The following is a 16,583-nucleotide window of genomic DNA, read 5'->3' as shown; positions in this document are numbered from 1 at the left end:
CTTCTCTTTCCTCGTACCCTCGTGGTCAGCGTGTCGCGCACACGGTCGCCGGCGTGGTGGACATGCTGCGGTCGGCGCGCACGATGCTCACCTGGATGCAGGTCTGCGCGCCGGTCTGTGCGGGGATGGTGACGGTCGTGTCTCTCGTGGTGGTGCCCGCCCCGCCTGCGTCCTCCCCGTCGATGAGCTTCCAACTGTACATGTCGCCGGGCTGCGGGTCGGGGTTCTTCCAGTCGAATGTTGCGGAATCTCCACGAATGGTGCCGGTCAGGCCGACGGGTGCGGGCACGCTGTCCTCGCCGGTGACGCCGCCCGCGTCGTCCTGTCCGGTCGTGCCGCCGGCCTGCGGGTTGACGACGAGCGCGTCGCGCGAGGTCGAGCGGTCGAGGTTCGGCAGGACGAGCAGCGCGAAGACGGCGGCCAGGGCGGCGAGCGCCGCCACGACGCCCACGCCGATCGCGACGGCGCGCCGCGACGTGCCGTCGGCGGCCGGTGCGGGGCCGACGCCGGCCGCCGTCTTCGTCCTGAGCCTGGCCAGGGAGCGCGAGAAACGGTCGGCGCCCTCCACGGTGACGGGCGTGGCGTGCCCGCAGGCCTCCTGCTGCGCCTCCTGGAGCGCGTAGGCGAACTCGAGGGCGGAGTAGTGGCGGTCCTCCGGGTTCTTCGCGAGCGCCTTCGCCAGGACGCGTTCGACCTGTGCGGGGACGTCGGCGCGGTTGATGGCGGGCAGCGGCTTGGTCATGATCGCCGTGGCCAGTTCCTGCTGGGTACGCGGCCGGTAGCCGTATTCGTAGGGCGACTTGCCGGCGAGCATCGCGTAGAGGGTGGCGGCCAGCGAGTAGATGTCGCTGCGTTCATCGCCGCCGCCCTGCGAGCGCAGCACCTCCGGCGGCGCCCAGGGCAGCGAGTAGCCGGTGGAGCGGTGGTCGTAGACGGTGGCGGCGATGCCGAAGTCGGCGAGCGCGGGCAGGCCTTGCGAGGTGATGAGAATGTTGCTGGTCTTGATGTCGCGGTGCACGATGCCGGCGCGGTGCGCCGTGTACAGGGCGCTGGCCAGGTTGATGCCCATGTCGAGGGTCTCGTCGACGGAGTAGGTGCGGGTGCGCAGCAGGTCCTTCATGTTGCCCTGGGTGGCGTATTCGAAGACGATGAAGCTGCGGCCGTCGCGGGTGACGCCGGTCTCGTGGATGGACAGGATGAAGGGGTGGGCGCTCAGCTGCGCCATGAAGTTCGCCTCGGTGCGGAAGCGTGCGCCGGCCTTGGGGTCGAGGCGGCCGCGGCTGACCTTGACGGCGACCTGGCGGTCGGTGCCGTGCTGCAGGTAGAGGAAGACGGCGGCGGTGGTGCCTTCGCCCAGCACGGATATGTACGTGTAGCCGTCGAGCTGCGGCGGGCTGACCGGCGGCCGTGTGGCGCCGCCGGGGATGGGCCGGCGTGTGTGCGCGTGCTCGCCGGGCGTGTATTGCTGTGGTGCTGCCATGCAGGTCCCCCATGCCTTCGTGCCGTCATCGTGGGTGCGAAGCTGGGTCGCGTCCCGTCCGGCGCGCCGTGCCCAAGCCCCACCGTGATTGTATGACACCGTATGCAGAACATGCAATACATTGCTCACGGTGGGGTTTGGGGAATCCCTCGTTGTCTCGTGGTGTTTAAGGCGCGTGAGGTGGTCGGTGGATTTGTCCGGGTTGTGGCGCAAATCCGTGTACGGTTTTGTCGTGATGAGGGGGCTGGAACGGCGAATCCGTACGGAACTGGGCAGTTTTCCGTAAGGATTTGTCGTGATGAGGGGCCTGGGCGGCAAATCCTTACGGAACCCGGCAGGTTCCCGTATAAATTCGTCGTGACGAGGGGCTGGAACGGCGAAACATTACGGAATCGGGTAGGTTTCCGTAAGGATTCGTCGTGGGGTTCGCTCGTTGTTCGTGGCATTTGCACGGCGGACTTGCACCGGCCGGGTTTTCGGGGCCGGCTCGGGAAAACTCGGGGCACAAGGACGGGCACGGTTCTTGTTGTTCGGGGCTGTCAAGCCGAAACCTGGCGACAGGGGGTCGTGCCTTTCATGACGTTCCGTCCACGCCTGCGCGTCCACCTGTCCGCGGGCAACCGCCACGACAACCGTAGTGTAAGTCCGCCCTGAAAATCTCTCGTTTTTCCGTGACTTTCCCAGGACGCGGCCCGCATCCTGGGAAAGTCACGGAAAAACGAGAGATTTCTCGAACCCACGTCAGACGGCGCTAGAATGGAGGGCCATGTGTGCGGCGCGATGGAAGGGGTGCACGGTGAACGAGGCAGGGATGGGCACTCAGGAACGGCAGGCGGAGAACGTCAGGCGCCTCCTGGACGATCCGGCATGCACGCGGCTGGTGTCGCAGGACGCCGAAGCCGACGGTGCGGCCACGCTGGTGACGGGCGCGCCGGGGGCGGGCAAGACGACGCTGGCGATTGGCGCGGCGCAGCGCGGCATGGACGCCTTCGGCGCCGACGCGGTGGTGCTGGCCGTACCCAACCGCACCTTGGCGGACGACTACGCGCCCGCCCTGATCCGCCATGCGGGCGTAAGCACGCAGGCGCGCCCGGCCACCACCCTCAGCGCGCTGGCCTTCCGCCTGGTGACCGCGCAGCGAGCACGCGAGGACGCGCCGCTGCCCAAGCTGCTCAACGGCGCCGAACAGGACGCACTGCTGCGACGCGTGCTTGCCGTGCACCTGGCACACGTGCGCGCCGGCGACGACTGCTCCACCTGCCGGCTGCTGCGCGACTACTTCGCCAACGAACGCTGGATGCGCTACGTGGCGGACGACTGGCAGGACGCCCCGCAGGACGGCGAGACGCCCGCCACCAGCCAGGGCCTGCTTGAGGAGGGCATCAGCCCCGCCTTCACCGCCCAGCTGCGCGACATGCTCGCCCGCATGGACGAGGCGGGCGCCACCGGCGAGCGCGAGACGGCCGTCCTGGACGCCGTGGCCGATGCGGGGCCGTCCGGTGAGCGCCTGCGCATCCAATGGCGCCTCGCCTTCGCGCTGCGCCGCGAATACATCGCGTCCATCGCCCGCGCTTACCCGGGCGAGTACCGGCTGGACTCCTCCTACCTGCAGGTCGCCGGCGCCCAGGCCGCGCGCGGACTCGAGGCGACGGACCTGCCGCGCCTGGTGGTCGTCGATGACTTCCAGGACGCCACCCTCGCCGGCCTGTCCTTCCTCGAGGCGCTCCAGGTACGCGGCACGCGCCTGTTGCTCGTGGGCAACCCGGACGAATCCGTGCAGTCCTTCCGCGGCTCGCACCCCGACTACCTGTTCGCGCACGCGCGCACGGCCATGCACGCCCGGGAGGCGCGCCTGGACGCGGCGGAGCACGCCGACCCGACCTTCCTGGACACCTTGGCCGCCCGCGTCTCGCTGTCCATCGCCTCCACCGAGGACACCGACACCCCTTTGGCCGCCCGCCCCGGCAAGCTGCCCGCACTGCCCGGGGCCTGGCCGGTGTGCGCGCTGGGAGAGGGCGACCCGCGGCGCAGGGACGGCACCGTGGCCGGCCTGCTGTACCGTTCGGCTTCCGAGGAACTCGAGAACGTGCTCTGGCAGGTCAAGACCGCGCACCTGCAGCAGGGACTGCGCTGGAACGACATGGCCGTCATCATGCACGACAACGACGCCATCCGACGCACCGGCGAACGCCTGCGCGACGCCGGCGTGCCGGTGCGCTACTCGTCGGTGACCCGCCCCCTGGCGCAGGAACCCTTCGTGCAGGCCCTCTTCGCGCTCATCGAACTCGCCCAGCTGCGCAACGACGGCCTCGAACGCCGCTCCATGGACCTGGCCACGGCGGCCGCCTTCGTGCGTTCGCGCGTGACGATGATCGTACACAGCCCCCTGCTGGCACGCAGCCGCGGCAACGAACTGCCGCAGCCGCTCAACATGGAACCCGTCGATGCCGCCCTGCGCGCCCTGCAGGCGCTCGCGGCCGTCGTCGAGGACGACCGCGACGGCGAGGAGGAGGGCCACGGGTTGCGTGGCCTGACCGCGTCCTGGGAACAGCTGCGCGAGCGGGTGCGCCAGGCGCACGCGGCGCGCCGCGAAGCCAGCGGCGTGGAAATCCTGGGCGACGACGGCGACGACCTGGACTTCGGCATCGACGCGCTCTACCTCATGCTCGCCCGGGACGGCAGCCAGGCGGTGCTCGACGCGGTCGCCGGCATCTGCGGCACCGACCGGGAGCGCAGTTCGCGCCGCGGCGAGCCGGCGCAACGCTTCCGGCACCTGTGGGAGACGGTTGACGACCTGGCCGGGCGGCTGCGCAGGCTCGAATCCGACGCCCCGCAGTTCGCGCTCGAGGCCGCCTGGATCAGCTGCGACGTGGCACGCCGCTGGCAACGCGACGCCCTGTTCAACACGCCCGCCGGCCGCGCCGCCAACGACCGGCTCGACACGGCGATGCGCCTGTTCGAATACGCCAGCGGCGACGGCGTGGCACCCACCATCGGCACGTTCATCGACCAGGTGCGCCAACTGCAGGTCGAGGCGGACTCCCTGGCGCGCTTGGCGCCCGTGGACGACGCGGTCACGCTGGCCACGCCCGCCGGCGCCGTCGGACACCGCTTCCGGCAAGTGTGGATGCCCGGCGTGCAGGAAGGCACTTGGCCGAACCTGGCGGCCCGCAACACCATGTTCGGCGGCGAGGACCTCGTGGACATCCTCCTGACCGGCATGCTCGACGAACAGCGCGACGCGGCCGCCGGCCACGGCGACCCCGCCATGCAGCGGCTGCTGGCCACCGAGCAGAAGAGCTTCCTGGTGGCCCTCACCCGTGCCACCGACCGGGTGGTCGTGAGCGCCGCCCTCAACGACGACGCCGCACCCTCCGACTTCCTCTACGCCTACCTGCCCGAACACTTCGACCGGGCCTGCGACGCCGACCCGCTCACCCGCACCTACGCCACCCTCGGCATGCGCGACGGCGACGACCGAGGCAGCGAGGACGACGGGACCGACCGACAGGGACTGGACGTGGACGCGCGCGGCCTGATCGCCCTGGCCCGCATCGCCCTGGCGGAACACGAAGCCGGATCCGCCGAGGCGCGCGACGCCGTCGACACGCTCGCCATGCTCGCCCACGCCGGCTTCGAGGACGCCGACCCGCGCAACTGGCCCTTCCTGGAACCCACACCCGTGGGCGCGTCCGCCGCGGATGCCCCGGTCGCCACGGCGCGCCACGGCGCCCACGCCCACCACGGCCCGGCAGGGGAGGGACCGGCGCACGACGACGCCCGACCGCGCTACGGCGACCCCTACGGGCCGCCCACCGTCACCCTCTCGCCCTCCCAGGTGGACCGCCTGTGGGGATGCCCGGTGTGCGCACGCATGGAACAGCAGTTCGCCGGCCCCCAACGCGCCTCCGTGGCCACCGACTACGGTTCCATCATCCATGACGTCGCCCAGGCGGCCACCGAGGAAGGCTGGGACCGCGCCGACTTCCTCGCCGACCTCGACCGCGACGCCCGCGTGGCGCAGGTGACCGACCTCATGACCGAACGCTACCTGGCCATGCGGCCCGACCCGGAGGGCCTCGAGGACGCCGAGGAACGCTACCGCGCCCTGGACCGCGACGCCGAGACCGCCGAGATCCTGGGCCGCATCGCCTCCTACTTCGTGGACTCCAACCTGCCCGGCCGCTACGACGTGGGCAGCACCGGCGAATACGAGATCGGCACCCTCGCGGACGCCCAGGCCGAGGTGGCCTTCACCGCACGCTTCGACCTGGCGGACATCACCGCCGCCTACAACGCCATCGACGGCATCCGCCCCGTGGACGTGCAGGACATGATGGGCATCATGGGCGCCCTCGTCGGCGGCTGGCCCGACACCATGCGCCCCGACCTGTCCGTCCGTCTCACCGGCCGCATGGACCGCCTCGAACAGCGCACCCTGGCGGACGGTTCGGCCACCGTGCGCATCATCGACTACAAGACCACCGGCGGCACGTACACCGGCGCCGAATACTTCAACGACCTGCAGCTCGTGTGCTACCAGCTGGCGCTCGCCTTCCCCGAGGGCACCGGCCTGCGCGGCACGGCGGCCGTGGAGGCCATGCCGGACATCGCGCAGAGCGACCTCTTCCAGGTGCGCGCCAGCAGCAAGCCCGCCACCAAGAGCGGCGCCGCCGCCGAACCCTACTTCCAGGAGCCGCTGTTCCGCGACGGCTCCATCAACGCGCACCCCTTCACACAGCGCGCGAACGTGAAGGGCCTCGATAAGGTCGCCGACTTCGCGCTGCCCGCCGAGCCGCCCGCGGACGTCGACCCGCAGGCGTGGGCGGACTTCGTGTCCCTGCGCGGCACGCTGGCGCCGTGGGCGATCGCCATGATCGCCCGCATCTTCTACACCGCGGCCGCTTCCCGCGCCGAACTGCTCGTCGCCCACCCCACCCAGGCGCACCTCGCCCAGTGCCGCACCGCGGACCTGTGCCCGGCGTGCAAGGGGCGCGCCGCCACCGTGTACGAAACGACGGAAGGATGACCGCCATGGCCAAGACCCCCACTCCCAGCGCCGAACAGCGTGCCATCATCGAGGCGGACGCCGGGGCCGACGTCCTCGTCGTCGCCGGCGCAGGCTCGGGCAAGACCTTCACCATGACGCGGCGCATCATCCAGCTCATCGCCGACGGCGTCGCCCCCGAACGCATCCTCGGCCTGACCTTCACCAGGAAGGCCGCCGCCGAACTGCTCTCCCGCGTCTCCGGCGCCGTCGCCGCGCAGCGCGGCGACGCGGCCGGCGCCTTCATGAAACCCGACGTGCTCACCTACGACGCCTTCTTCCAGTCGATCGTGCGCCAGTACGGGCTGCTCGTCGGCTTCGACCAGCAGGTGCAGCCGCTGAGCGCCGCCGGCGCCGCGCAGCTCGCCGCGGACGTCGTCGGCGCCAACCTGCGCCTCCTGGTCGACTCCGAACTCGACATGGGATCCTTCGGCACCGTCGTCTCCCAGGTGCTGGCCCTCTCCGAGCACATCGCCAACTCCATGATCGGCCCCGGCTGCGAGGACATGGAGCAGGCCATCGCACGCATCCGCGCCTGGGACGCACGCTTCGCCGCGCGCATCGACGCCATGCTCGACGGCATCGAGGTACCCGACGAAAAGCCCGCGGCACCGAGGAACTTCGCACCGCCCAAGTACAACAAGAACGGCACCATGAACGCCAGGGACGCCAAGCGCATGGCGGCCATCGAGGAATACGAACGCCTCATGCCCGCCTGGGACGTGGCCGCCATGCGCGACGCCGTGCGCCGGCGCGAACTGCTGCTCGACCTCGTCGCCCGCTTCCAGGAGGAGAAGCACGCCCGGCACATGGCCGAATTCTCCGACTTCACCGTCGCCGCCTACCAGCTGGTCACCCGATTCCCATCCATCGGCGCACGCTACCGCCGCCGCTACACGCACGTGCTGCTCGACGAATACCAGGACACCTCCACCACGCAGGCCGCCCTGCTCGCCCGCCTCTTCCACGTCGGCGCCGGCGAACGCAGCGCCGTCAACGCCGTCGGCGACCCCTTCCAGTCGATCTACGCGTGGCGCGGCGCCAGCCCCGGCGCCTTCACCATGTTCAAACGCGACTTCGCCATGGACGGGGACGCCAAGCCGTACCCCATCACCGCCACCAGGCGCAACGCACGCGTCATCCTCGACGCCGCCAACGACCTCACCCAGGTGTTGCGCCGCCGCCCGCCGCGCCCCACCAGCGCCCGCCTGAGCGAAGTCGACGTCGACCCGCTGAGCATGGCCCCGGACAGCCGGGAGGAAGGCACCCTCGGCGTGCTCGGCTACGACACGCAAGGCCAGGAGGTCGACGGCGTCGTGCGCTTCATCGCCAAGGCCGTGCACGACGCACGGAAGGCAGGGGAGGGGGCCGCTGGCAAACCGCCCTACGCGGCCGTGCTCTTCCGCAGCAAGAAGTCGATGGGTGACTACCAGGACGCCCTCGAACAGGCCGGCATGAGCACCTGCGCCGTCGGCATCTCCGCCCTCGTCGAACGCCCCGAGATCATCGACACGCTCGCCGTGCTGCGCGTCGTCGCAGACCACGCCGACACCGCCGCACTGCTGCGCCTGCTCGCCACGCCGCGCTACGGCGTCGGCGTGCAGGACCTCGCCGCGCTCGCCCGCCTCGCCGACCGGCTCAACACCGAATACCGCTACCGCGCGCTGCTCGAGGCAGGCGTCGCCGACGACCCCGACGCCGACCTCGCCGCGCAACGCCAGGCGGTACGCGACCACAGCCGCCAAGTGCCCAACGCCGTCTTCGTCGCCGACGTCCTGCTCGACGACGACCTCGACGGCCTCATGAGGAACACCGCCATCAGCCCGCAGGGCCGCCACGGCATCGCCCGGGCAGCCCGCGTGCTGCGCCTCGTGCAGCACGCCGCCTACCAGCCGCTCGGCCAGGTGGCGCGCGCCGCAGTCGAGGCGCTCGGCCTCGACATCGACATGATGCTCGCCACCGCGCTGCACCGCGCCGACGGCACCGCCGACCCGGCCATCGTGCGTGCGCCCATGGAGGCGCTCGCCGCCACCGTGGACACCTACGTGCAGGAGATCGCCACCGCGCAGGCGCCCACCCTGCGCGGCTACCTGGCGTGGATGGCGCGCATGGGCGACATCGAGGAGACCCAGCCCGTCTCCCCGGATACGCCCGTGGACGTGATGCTCATGACCGTGCACCAGGCCAAGGGGCTGGAATGGAACGTCGTGGCCATCCCCGCGCTGCGCGCCGGCATCTTCCCCTCCAACACCGGCGACAAGCTGAGCGTGGAGGCAGTCGACCGCGACCGTGACCAGGCCTTCGGCGCCGACGGCTCCTGGCACGCCCCCGACTACCGCGAAGAGGCCGACACGTGGCTGACCGACCCCACCGCCGTGCCCGCACCCATCCGCATCGACGCGGACATCCTGCCGCGCTTCCCGCACGACGCGCCCGCCGGTGCCGACCCCATCGAGGCACTCGATGTGCTCGACGACCCCATGGCCCTTGACGACGAGGTCTCCGGCACGCTGCGCGACCTCATGCTCGCCCGCGGCGACGCCGACCAGGCGGATGCGGACAGCTGGGACCTGACCCAGCGCGAGGAGTACGGCAGGCGGCTGCACGCCGACGAGCGGCGGCTCATGTACGTGGCGTTGACGCGCGCACGCCACGCCGCACTGCTCACCACGAGCCGGCGCAACGCCCTCGTGCGCAACCCCCTCGACGAGCGCATCGCCTCCCGCAGCACCTCGACGTCGAACTTCTGGAGCGAAGTCGAGGAAGCCATGTCCCACGAAGCCACCCTGGCGCGCGTGCCCAGCAATGTGCAGCCCGCCGCCGAGCCGACAGGGGAGGGCGACACCCTCGCCGCCCTCGGCGCCGACCTGCCGCAGGGCTTCTTCGTCGGCGACGACGCGCAGGACTGGCTGGACGCCGTCGTCGGCGACGCGTGGAACGCCACGCTCGACGACCCCGACGACCAAGGACGCCTGCCCTGGCCCTTCGCCCTGAGCGGGCCGCTGCGCGCACGGCTGCGCCGGTCCGTCGACGCCGTCACCGCCGCCATCGACGACGGCGCCCTCCCGGCCACGGCCGCCGGGCCCCTGAGCGCCCACGCCGCCCTCATCGCCGACGACACTGACCTGGGGCCGCTGCCCGGCATGGACGAACACGGCGTCGACGCCATGCTGCGCGAGCGCGCCGCACGCATCCTCTCCGGCCAACGCCTCAACGCCACCACCCTGCAGGCCAATGCCAGCGCCGCCGGCGAGCACGGCGCACGCCGCCAGCGCGACATCATCCGCGGCATCCTGCGACCCATCCCGCAACTGTCGTCCCCGGCCGCACTCGACGGCACCCGCCTGCACGCATGGGCCGAACGCTACCTCACCGCCGGACAGCCCGGCAGCCCCACCACGCGCGCCGCCATGGCCGCCGACGCCGAACGGGAACTCGCCGACGCGCACGGCCGCCAGGAACGCCGGCTGGCCACCTGGAAGGCGCGCCTCATCGACTCGCCATGGGCCGCGCGCCGCCTGGCGAGCGCCGAACAGTCCATCGTCGCCGCCATCGACGGCATCCCCAACCTCGTGCAGGGCAAGCTCGACGCCGTCTTCGCCGGCGGACTCGACGACCCCGACGACGCCGGGCGGCTCACCATCGTCGACTGGAAGACCGGACGGCGGCCGCGCACACCGGAAGAGAAAGCCGACAAGCTGCGCCAGCTCGACTTCTACCGCCTCCTGCTCGCCCGCGAACGCGACATGCCGCTCGACCGCATCGACGCAGCGCTCTACTACGTGAGCGAAGCCGACCCGGCACTGCGGCAGGTCAATGCCGACGCCAAGGACGAGGAGCGGATCATGGAGGAACTCAAGGCCGGCATCCCGCAGGTCGACGACGAGGACTGACGCTCCTTCGCTGCCGGCCGACCGCTGCCCGCGGCGGCTAGACTGGCAGATCAAGGAGCGGTGCGCCACGGACGAAGGAGGAGCAACGACATGAGCAACGACATCGACACCCACGACATCACGCCGGTCATCGGGGGCGGGATCGACTTCCGGCCCATGCGCTGGAGCGACCTCGACGCCATGGCCGACTGCTTCGACCGCGTCTGGCCACAGGTCCCGTACATCGACGGCACGCCCCTGGCCGCGCTCATGGCACGCTACCTGACCCTGCACTACGTGGCCCTGACCAGCTGGTCCAACATTGCCGCACTGCCCGACGGCACCTTCGCCGGCTGCACCCTGGCACGCATCGACGGGCAGCCGCAGCAGTTCCCGCAGGCCGTCGACGAACTCGAACGGGTGCGCGCGCAAATCGCGGCCGACCCGCGTGGCGCCGACGCGCTCGCCATGCTCGAGGATGGTTTCTTCCCCAACGAGACGATGCTCGAGGAGGACGCCGACATCGCCTCGAGCACGCAGGCGGAGCTCGAACTGTTCATGGTCGACCCCGACGTGCGCGGCCACGGCCTGGGGCGCGAGCTGTGGCAGTCGCTGCTCGCGGCCTTCGCGAAGATGGACGTGCATGCCTTCTTCCTGCACACCGACTCGAGCTGCGACTACTCCTTCTACGACCACAAGGGCCTGGAACGCGTGGCCGAACGCCTGCACGCCGACCACCCCGAGGACGACGAGACGAGTCCCAAGATCCAGGACGACCAGTACATCTACCGAGGAGAGACCGCACAGCTGCGCTGAGACGAGGACGGCGTCTTGCGGCGCCTTGGCGTCCGTCTGCTAGAAATCTCTCGTTTTTTCGTGATATTTCTAGCAGACGGACGCCAAGGCACCGCAAGACGCACTATCCATCCACACCACCTGCCATCCTTGAACCGACCATCCACTTCCTTGTTTTTCCGAGGCAAGACTCCCCATGACCACGTCCAAGCCGACCGTCAAGCACCGTTCTCCCTACGCGCGCATGTTCGCATTGCCCGGCGCCAAGGCATTCTGCGCCTCCGCCGCCCTGGCGCGCCTGCCCATGAGCATGATGAGCCTGGGCATCGTCCTCGCCCTCAACCACCTGTATGACAACTGGACGGTCGCCGGGTCGATGTCCGCCGCGTACATCGTCGCGGTCGCCGCCGTCACCCCCTTCTACGCGCGTCTCTACGACCGCTTCGGCCAGCGACGCGTCGGCCGCGTCGTGCTGCCCGTGCAGGTCGCCGTCATGCTCGTCTTCGCCTTCGCCGCCCTGGCGCGCGTGCCCATCGCCCTGCTCTTCGTGCTCGCCATCGCCATGGGCGCCACCCAGTTCAGCTTCGGCGCGCTCGTGCGCACCCGGTGGACCTACCTGCTCGAACGCACCGACAACATGGACCTGCTCAACACGGCGTACGCGCTGGAGGCGGCCATCGACGAGATCGTCTTCATCTTCGGCCCGATCCTCGCCGCCACCCTGGCCACCGGCGTGCATCCCGTCTCCCAGCTCTTCGTGCCCACCGTCGCCTGTGCCGTCGGCGGCACCGTCTTCTTCAGCCTGCGCCGCAGCGAGCCGCCGGTCCTGCACGTGGTGGAGACCTCCGCAGTGCCCGACGACGACCTCGCCCTGCGCGTGGCACGCGGCGAACTCGACGGCGGCGACGCCGCGCGGCTGCGCGAGTCGCGCGCCAAGAGCGCCGGTCTGGCCAGGCCGGCGCGCCGCCAAACGCGCAACGTGCTGCTCTACGCGGGCATCCTGCCGCTCATGCTCTCCTTCATCTGCTTCAACATGAGCTTCACCACCTTCGACGTGTCCATCACCGCGAAGATGGAACACGACCGCCTCGACTCCTTCCTGGGGCTGCAGCTGGCCATGATTGCGGTAGGGTCGTGCATCGGCGCGCTGCATTTCGGTTCGCGTGAGCACCGCGGCTCGCACTGGCGGCGGCTGCTGGCGTGCCTGGCGATCCTGACCGTCGGATTCGCCTGCATGCGCATGGCGATGGACAACTACTTCGTGCTCGGCGGCGTCGAACTGCTCGCCGGCCTGGTGGTCTCGCCGATCTTCGCCACCGGCAACCTGATCGTGCGCGAGACCGTGCCCGAGCAGTCGCTGACCGAGGGCCTGTCCTGGCTGACCACCGCCGGACAGGTGGGCGCCGCACTGGGCTCCCTGCTCGGCGGCATCGTGCTCGACCACGTCGACGCATACGCCGGCGTGATGACCACGTGGATCTACACCCTGGCCGCGATCCCCTTCGCGCTGATTGGCTGGTGGGTCTTCACGAGCAAGGCCAAGGCGGAGGTGCGGTAGGCGTTTCCTCGTGTACTGCCGGCAGCGTTGCACGCGTGTTCGGCGGCTGGCGACGTGCCCGGCACCGCCTGCGTCGTTGGTCCGGTGGACAGCGGTTTGCACCGTCTGGGTGGTGTGCGCCATGGATCCTGGCCATGTGCCCGGTTTCGGCGGCACTCGTGCCGCGTGCCGCGCCCTGGCACAACTATCTGGCTTAAGTGCAGCAATCCGGGCCGTCTCGGGGGTCTATCTGCCTTAAGTGCGGTTCGACTCCGGGCGCCTCACCACGAAGTTATTGAGTGAAGCAATGTTTTCTTCATTGTTTCACCAAATCGCCTATTGTTCAATCCTTTATTGGTTTTGGTCGGCAGGAACCGACCGCACTTAAGGCAGATAGACCTCTGAGTTGGTCCGAATTTACGCACTTAAGGCAGATAGGGGCGGGCGGCTGCCGTGGTTGGCACGGTCCGCCACGATCCCACCGAAAGGAGCTGTGGCAGTCGTTCGATATGCCGACTTTGCGTCGTGAACGGAATGGCTCGTCGATGCTCCATGGGCAGGAAGTGAGAATCCTGTATAAGCGCATATAATTTCCTATACTTTTACGTTGGGCTGTCATACACAGGGAGGGCGGATGGAGAAGGGCGTACGCATACAGGCGTTGAATCCTTTCATGCCGGGGGCAGGCAAGCAACCTCGCGACTTGGTGGGGCGCGACGGCGAACTTGAGCACATGGAGCGTCTCATCCTGCGTACGCAGATCGGGCTGATCGACCGCGGCTGCATATACGGCGGCCTGCGTAGCGTGGGCAAGACGGTCCTGTTGTTGCAGTGCGCGCGGATGGTGGCGGTGCAGCTGGAAGCCGACAGCGACCGCGACCGGGGCATCGAGAACCTGTTCCGCGAACTGGAGATGGCCGCCCTGCGCGTACGTACTCCCGGTCTCGGGGAACGCCTTGGCGACGTGTTGTAACTATTTTCTGATTCTATCATGTTCTGACCTATTTATGGTATACTGGGTACCATGAAATTATCCCAGTATGCGCGCAATGAGGGTATCACCTACAAGGGTGCGTACCTGCGGTGGAAGAAGGGGCGTATTCCCGGCGCATACTTGGACGGGACGGGGCACGTGGTCGTGCCGGACCCGAAGGTCGAGAACCTGAGGAACGCGGCCGTGTATGCGCGCGTGTCCACGAACCGGCAGAAAGAGGACTTGGAGCGTCAGGCCGAGCGCATGGCCGCATTCGCCAATGCCGCCGGGTACCGGGTCGTCAAGGTCGTCAAGGAAGTCGGTTCCGGCGTCAACGACCATAGGGTCAAGCTCACGCGCCTGCTGGAATCCGACGAATGGGGCACCTTGGTCGTGGAACACAAGGACCGGTTGACCCGTGTCGGGTTCGAATGGTTCCGCGTCCTGCTCGCCCGGCAGGGCAGAAACGTGGTCGTCGCCAACGAGGCGCAGGACGATACAAGCGACCTGATGGCGGACATGACCAGTATCCTGTATTCGTTCACGGCCCGCCTGTACGGGCTTCGCGGGTCGAAGCATCGCGTGCAACATGCCGTCAAGGCATTACAGGCACCAGTCGATGGGGAGAGTGCGTGATGAAGCGCGCGTACCGGCATGAACTTCTTGACCTGAACGCGGGCAAGAGAGAAGCGTTGAACGCCTTGTTCGCGCCGTTCCGATGTGCGTTGAAAGCCACGATGGCATACTGGCGTGCCCGGTTGCAGCAGGGCGCGGACCTGCCCTTGTATGTGGCATTGCCAGACAAGGCGAGTGTCGGGGGATTGTCGGCGCGGCAGATGAAAAGCGTGGGCAACATGGTGCGCGCTCAGCTGCTGTCATGGCAAGCGTTGCTGGAGTTGCGCGTGCGCCGTCTCGTCATGGACTCGTCCCTGTCGGACGATGACCGGCTTGTTCTGTTGCGCCTCAACAAGTGGCACGCGTGGTGGAAACCCGCATTCCAGCTGCCATGGAAGGTCAGCGAGGACGGTGTGCTCGTGCCGTGCGGCATGAAGGTCAAGAGCAAGGTCATGCTCGACGTTCAGCCGCGCCTGTTGAAACTGGCACGCCGACTGGTCAAACAGGCCATGAAAACCGACAAGTTCCCTGACATGGTGCATGTGGACACGCTCGTCTTGGACAGCATCATCGCCAAGCCGGAACGTCCCGAAACCGCGGACAGTCCGCGCATCTCGTGGTGGGTGAAGACCAGCACCCTGACCAAGGGCAAGCCCGTCGAAATCGGACTGTTGGCCAACACGTATTTCGAACGCGCCTACGAGGATACGGTGGCACGGGGTGGCGGCATGTGCGGTGTCGTGCAACTGCACCGCGACAAGGGAACACAGAATTTCACCATGAATCTGGTGCTTGACATCCCCGACGCCGCGCCACGCACCGAGGGGCGCACGGTCGGCTTGGACTTCGGCATGGCCGACGCGCTCTTGGCCTCCAGCGACGGGCAATTGTTCGGCGCCAAGGCGCTCAGGCAGCTGCGCGCACTCGACGAGAAACTGGCGGACCATGACCGATGGCTTGCCCAACGGGGCCTGAAACGCAAGGCGACCGGGAACACGAACGCCTCAACCGGCGCATCCGCGACACTGTGAAAAACGAGGTAGGGCGCATCATCAACCGACTCGCCCTCACCCACGGGCCCGAACAAGTCAGGACGCTCGTGGTCGAGCGCCTCGACTTCCGGGGAGGCGGCATGAGCAGGCGCATGAACCGGCTCATCACCCGCACCGGGCGCGCCGTCTTGAAGCGCAAACTCGAATCCATACAGGAAAGCGCGGGCATCCAAGTCGAACAGGTACCCGCACAATACACGTCACAGGAATGCTCCGGCTGCGGCTACACCAGTAAACGCAACAGGCCCAGCCGAGCCAGATATGCTTGCCGTTTCTGCGGCAAAACCATGCACGCCGACATCAACGCGGCCCGTGTCATCCAATCACGACGTTCGTGGCAGCAACCGGACAACATGGGCCCCAAGGCGCGCACCAACACCCGCCAACTACTCGACCAACGCTTCCAACACCGTTGGAACAGGCCGATGGAAGGCGCGGTCCCGGACGTTACAGGCGCTCCGGGCGCCCATCGAACCGCAACAGCCAACGGGGAGACGGACGGAACTAGCAAATACCATGCTTTGGTACAAAACTAGCTACTGCTGAAGGGGTACCTGGATGGTGGTTTCGCCCTGTTGAAGCCGTCGCCCGTGGGCGTGGATAACGGCGTTTTCCTGACCGACGGCGTGGCGGCGGATGATTCCGGCGCGCTGCACATCTGGGTGGAAGCGCAGTCCGTCAAGGATGACATAGGGCTGTTTTTCGCTCCGGTAGACAGTTCCCTCCCTGAGCTGGATAGTGAGGATTTCACCAGCGTATGGGAAGTGGCGAAGTGGCTGCGTAGGGCGGCCGCAGAGCGTGCCGTGGCCAACTATCCGACGGTGACGGATTTGGCGCGTCTGGTGGAGGACCGCCTGTCCGGCGAAGATGGCTTTTGGGAAGTCATCGAACAGTGTGGCCGCGGTGGCAAGTGGTTTATGGCGCGGCACAACGGTTCGCGCGTGCCGGGGCTGTATACGATGGATGATGCGGTTAGTGTCGAGTCGTGTTGTGCTGACCTGTGGATTTGGAAGGCGGCGAATGCTGAGGACCTGGACCCTCTGCCGTGTGGCGGTTTCAGGTCGGAGGCGGAAGCGGCTGACGAGATTGCGCAGATGATGTTGAACGCTGCCGAGTAGGCGACGCTGGCAAGACAAAGGTTTGGGGCCGGAATGCTGTTCCTGGCGTTTCCGGCCCCACGATTTTTAGGAGTGGGTCAAAACAACCAAGGAG

General features: G+C 68.3%; 10 protein-coding genes. 9 read left to right on the top strand and 1 reads right to left on the bottom strand.

Annotation, left to right across the window (positions count from 1 at the left end; translation table 11 throughout):
• Window positions 1-25 precede the first annotated feature (25 nt).
• Entirely contained in the window at window positions 26-1,480 is a 1,455-nt protein-coding gene (locus BCUN_RS03085; RefSeq protein ID WP_081895490.1) for a serine/threonine-protein kinase, read from the bottom strand.
• A 796-nt stretch (window positions 1,481-2,276) separates the two neighbouring features.
• Here BCUN_RS03085 and BCUN_RS03080 point away from each other — a divergent pair.
• The 9 genes from BCUN_RS03080 to BCUN_RS03040 all read left to right on the top strand — a co-directional run bounded on the left by BCUN_RS03080 (window position 2,277) and on the right by BCUN_RS03040 (window position 16,489).
• Window positions 2,277-6,509, top strand: coding sequence for a PD-(D/E)XK nuclease family protein (locus tag BCUN_RS03080; RefSeq protein ID WP_238552294.1), 4,233 nt, complete (start codon window positions 2,277-2,279; stop codon window positions 6,507-6,509).
• Between the two features lie 5 nt (window positions 6,510-6,514).
• Entirely contained in the window at window positions 6,515-10,420 is a 3,906-nt protein-coding gene (locus BCUN_RS03075) for an ATP-dependent DNA helicase (RefSeq protein ID WP_033517562.1), read from the top strand.
• Between the two features lie 90 nt (window positions 10,421-10,510).
• The gene (locus tag BCUN_RS03070) at window positions 10,511-11,215 is read left to right on the top strand and encodes a GNAT family N-acetyltransferase (RefSeq protein WP_051920577.1); all 705 of its coding nucleotides are present in this window, start codon (window positions 10,511-10,513) and stop codon (window positions 11,213-11,215) included.
• Window positions 11,216-11,390: 175 nt separating this feature from the next.
• Complete coding sequence (locus tag BCUN_RS03065; RefSeq protein WP_033518727.1) at window positions 11,391-12,752, top strand: MFS transporter; 1,362 nt, start codon at window positions 11,391-11,393, stop codon at window positions 12,750-12,752.
• A gap of 613 nt (window positions 12,753-13,365) precedes the next feature.
• A complete protein-coding gene (locus tag BCUN_RS03060; protein WP_033518725.1) occupies window positions 13,366-13,704 on the top strand; it encodes a hypothetical protein in 339 nt (112 codons plus the stop codon).
• 51 nt (window positions 13,705-13,755) lie between these two features.
• The gene (locus tag BCUN_RS03055; protein ID WP_033518747.1) at window positions 13,756-14,340 is read left to right on the top strand and encodes an IS607 family transposase; all 585 of its coding nucleotides are present in this window, start codon (window positions 13,756-13,758) and stop codon (window positions 14,338-14,340) included.
• A gap of 101 nt (window positions 14,341-14,441) precedes the next feature.
• Window positions 14,442-15,350, top strand: a complete 909-nt coding sequence (locus BCUN_RS03050) for a hypothetical protein (RefSeq protein WP_156100116.1) — start codon at window positions 14,442-14,444, stop codon at window positions 15,348-15,350.
• Window positions 15,347-15,907, top strand: coding sequence for a zinc ribbon domain-containing protein (locus BCUN_RS03045; RefSeq protein ID WP_034258282.1), 561 nt, complete (start codon window positions 15,347-15,349; stop codon window positions 15,905-15,907). The genes BCUN_RS03050 and BCUN_RS03045 overlap by 4 nt, the downstream gene beginning before the upstream one ends.
• Before the next feature lie 54 nt (window positions 15,908-15,961).
• A complete protein-coding gene (locus BCUN_RS03040) occupies window positions 15,962-16,489 on the top strand; it encodes a hypothetical protein (protein ID WP_152598034.1) in 528 nt (175 codons plus the stop codon).
• The last annotated feature ends 94 nt before the right edge of the window (window positions 16,490-16,583 follow it).

The sequence above is a fragment of the Bifidobacterium cuniculi genome, assembly GCF_000741575.1.
GTDB classification, from domain to species: Bacteria; Actinomycetota; Actinomycetes; order Actinomycetales; family Bifidobacteriaceae; genus Bifidobacterium; species Bifidobacterium cuniculi.
Note: the sequence above shows the minus strand (reverse complement) of the source record. Positions and strands in the feature narration are given on the sequence as shown.

Bases quoted from the DNA above. Each gene is read 5' to 3' on its own strand.
- BCUN_RS03055 (WP_033518747.1), top strand. From the start codon at position 13,756: ATGAAATTATCCCAGTATGCGCGCAATGAGGGTATCACCTACAAGGGT.
- BCUN_RS03060 (WP_033518725.1), top strand. From the start codon at position 13,366: ATGGAGAAGGGCGTACGCATACAGGCGTTGAATCCTTTCATGCCGGGG.
- BCUN_RS03050 (WP_156100116.1), top strand. From the start codon at position 14,442: ATGGCATACTGGCGTGCCCGGTTGCAGCAGGGCGCGGACCTGCCCTTG.
- BCUN_RS03085 (WP_081895490.1), bottom strand. From the start codon at position 1,480: ATGGCAGCACCACAGCAATACACGCCCGGCGAGCACGCGCACACACGC.
- BCUN_RS03070 (WP_051920577.1), top strand. From the start codon at position 10,511: ATGAGCAACGACATCGACACCCACGACATCACGCCGGTCATCGGGGGC.
- BCUN_RS03065 (WP_033518727.1), top strand. From the start codon at position 11,391: ATGACCACGTCCAAGCCGACCGTCAAGCACCGTTCTCCCTACGCGCGC.
- BCUN_RS03075 (WP_033517562.1), top strand. From the start codon at position 6,515: ATGGCCAAGACCCCCACTCCCAGCGCCGAACAGCGTGCCATCATCGAG.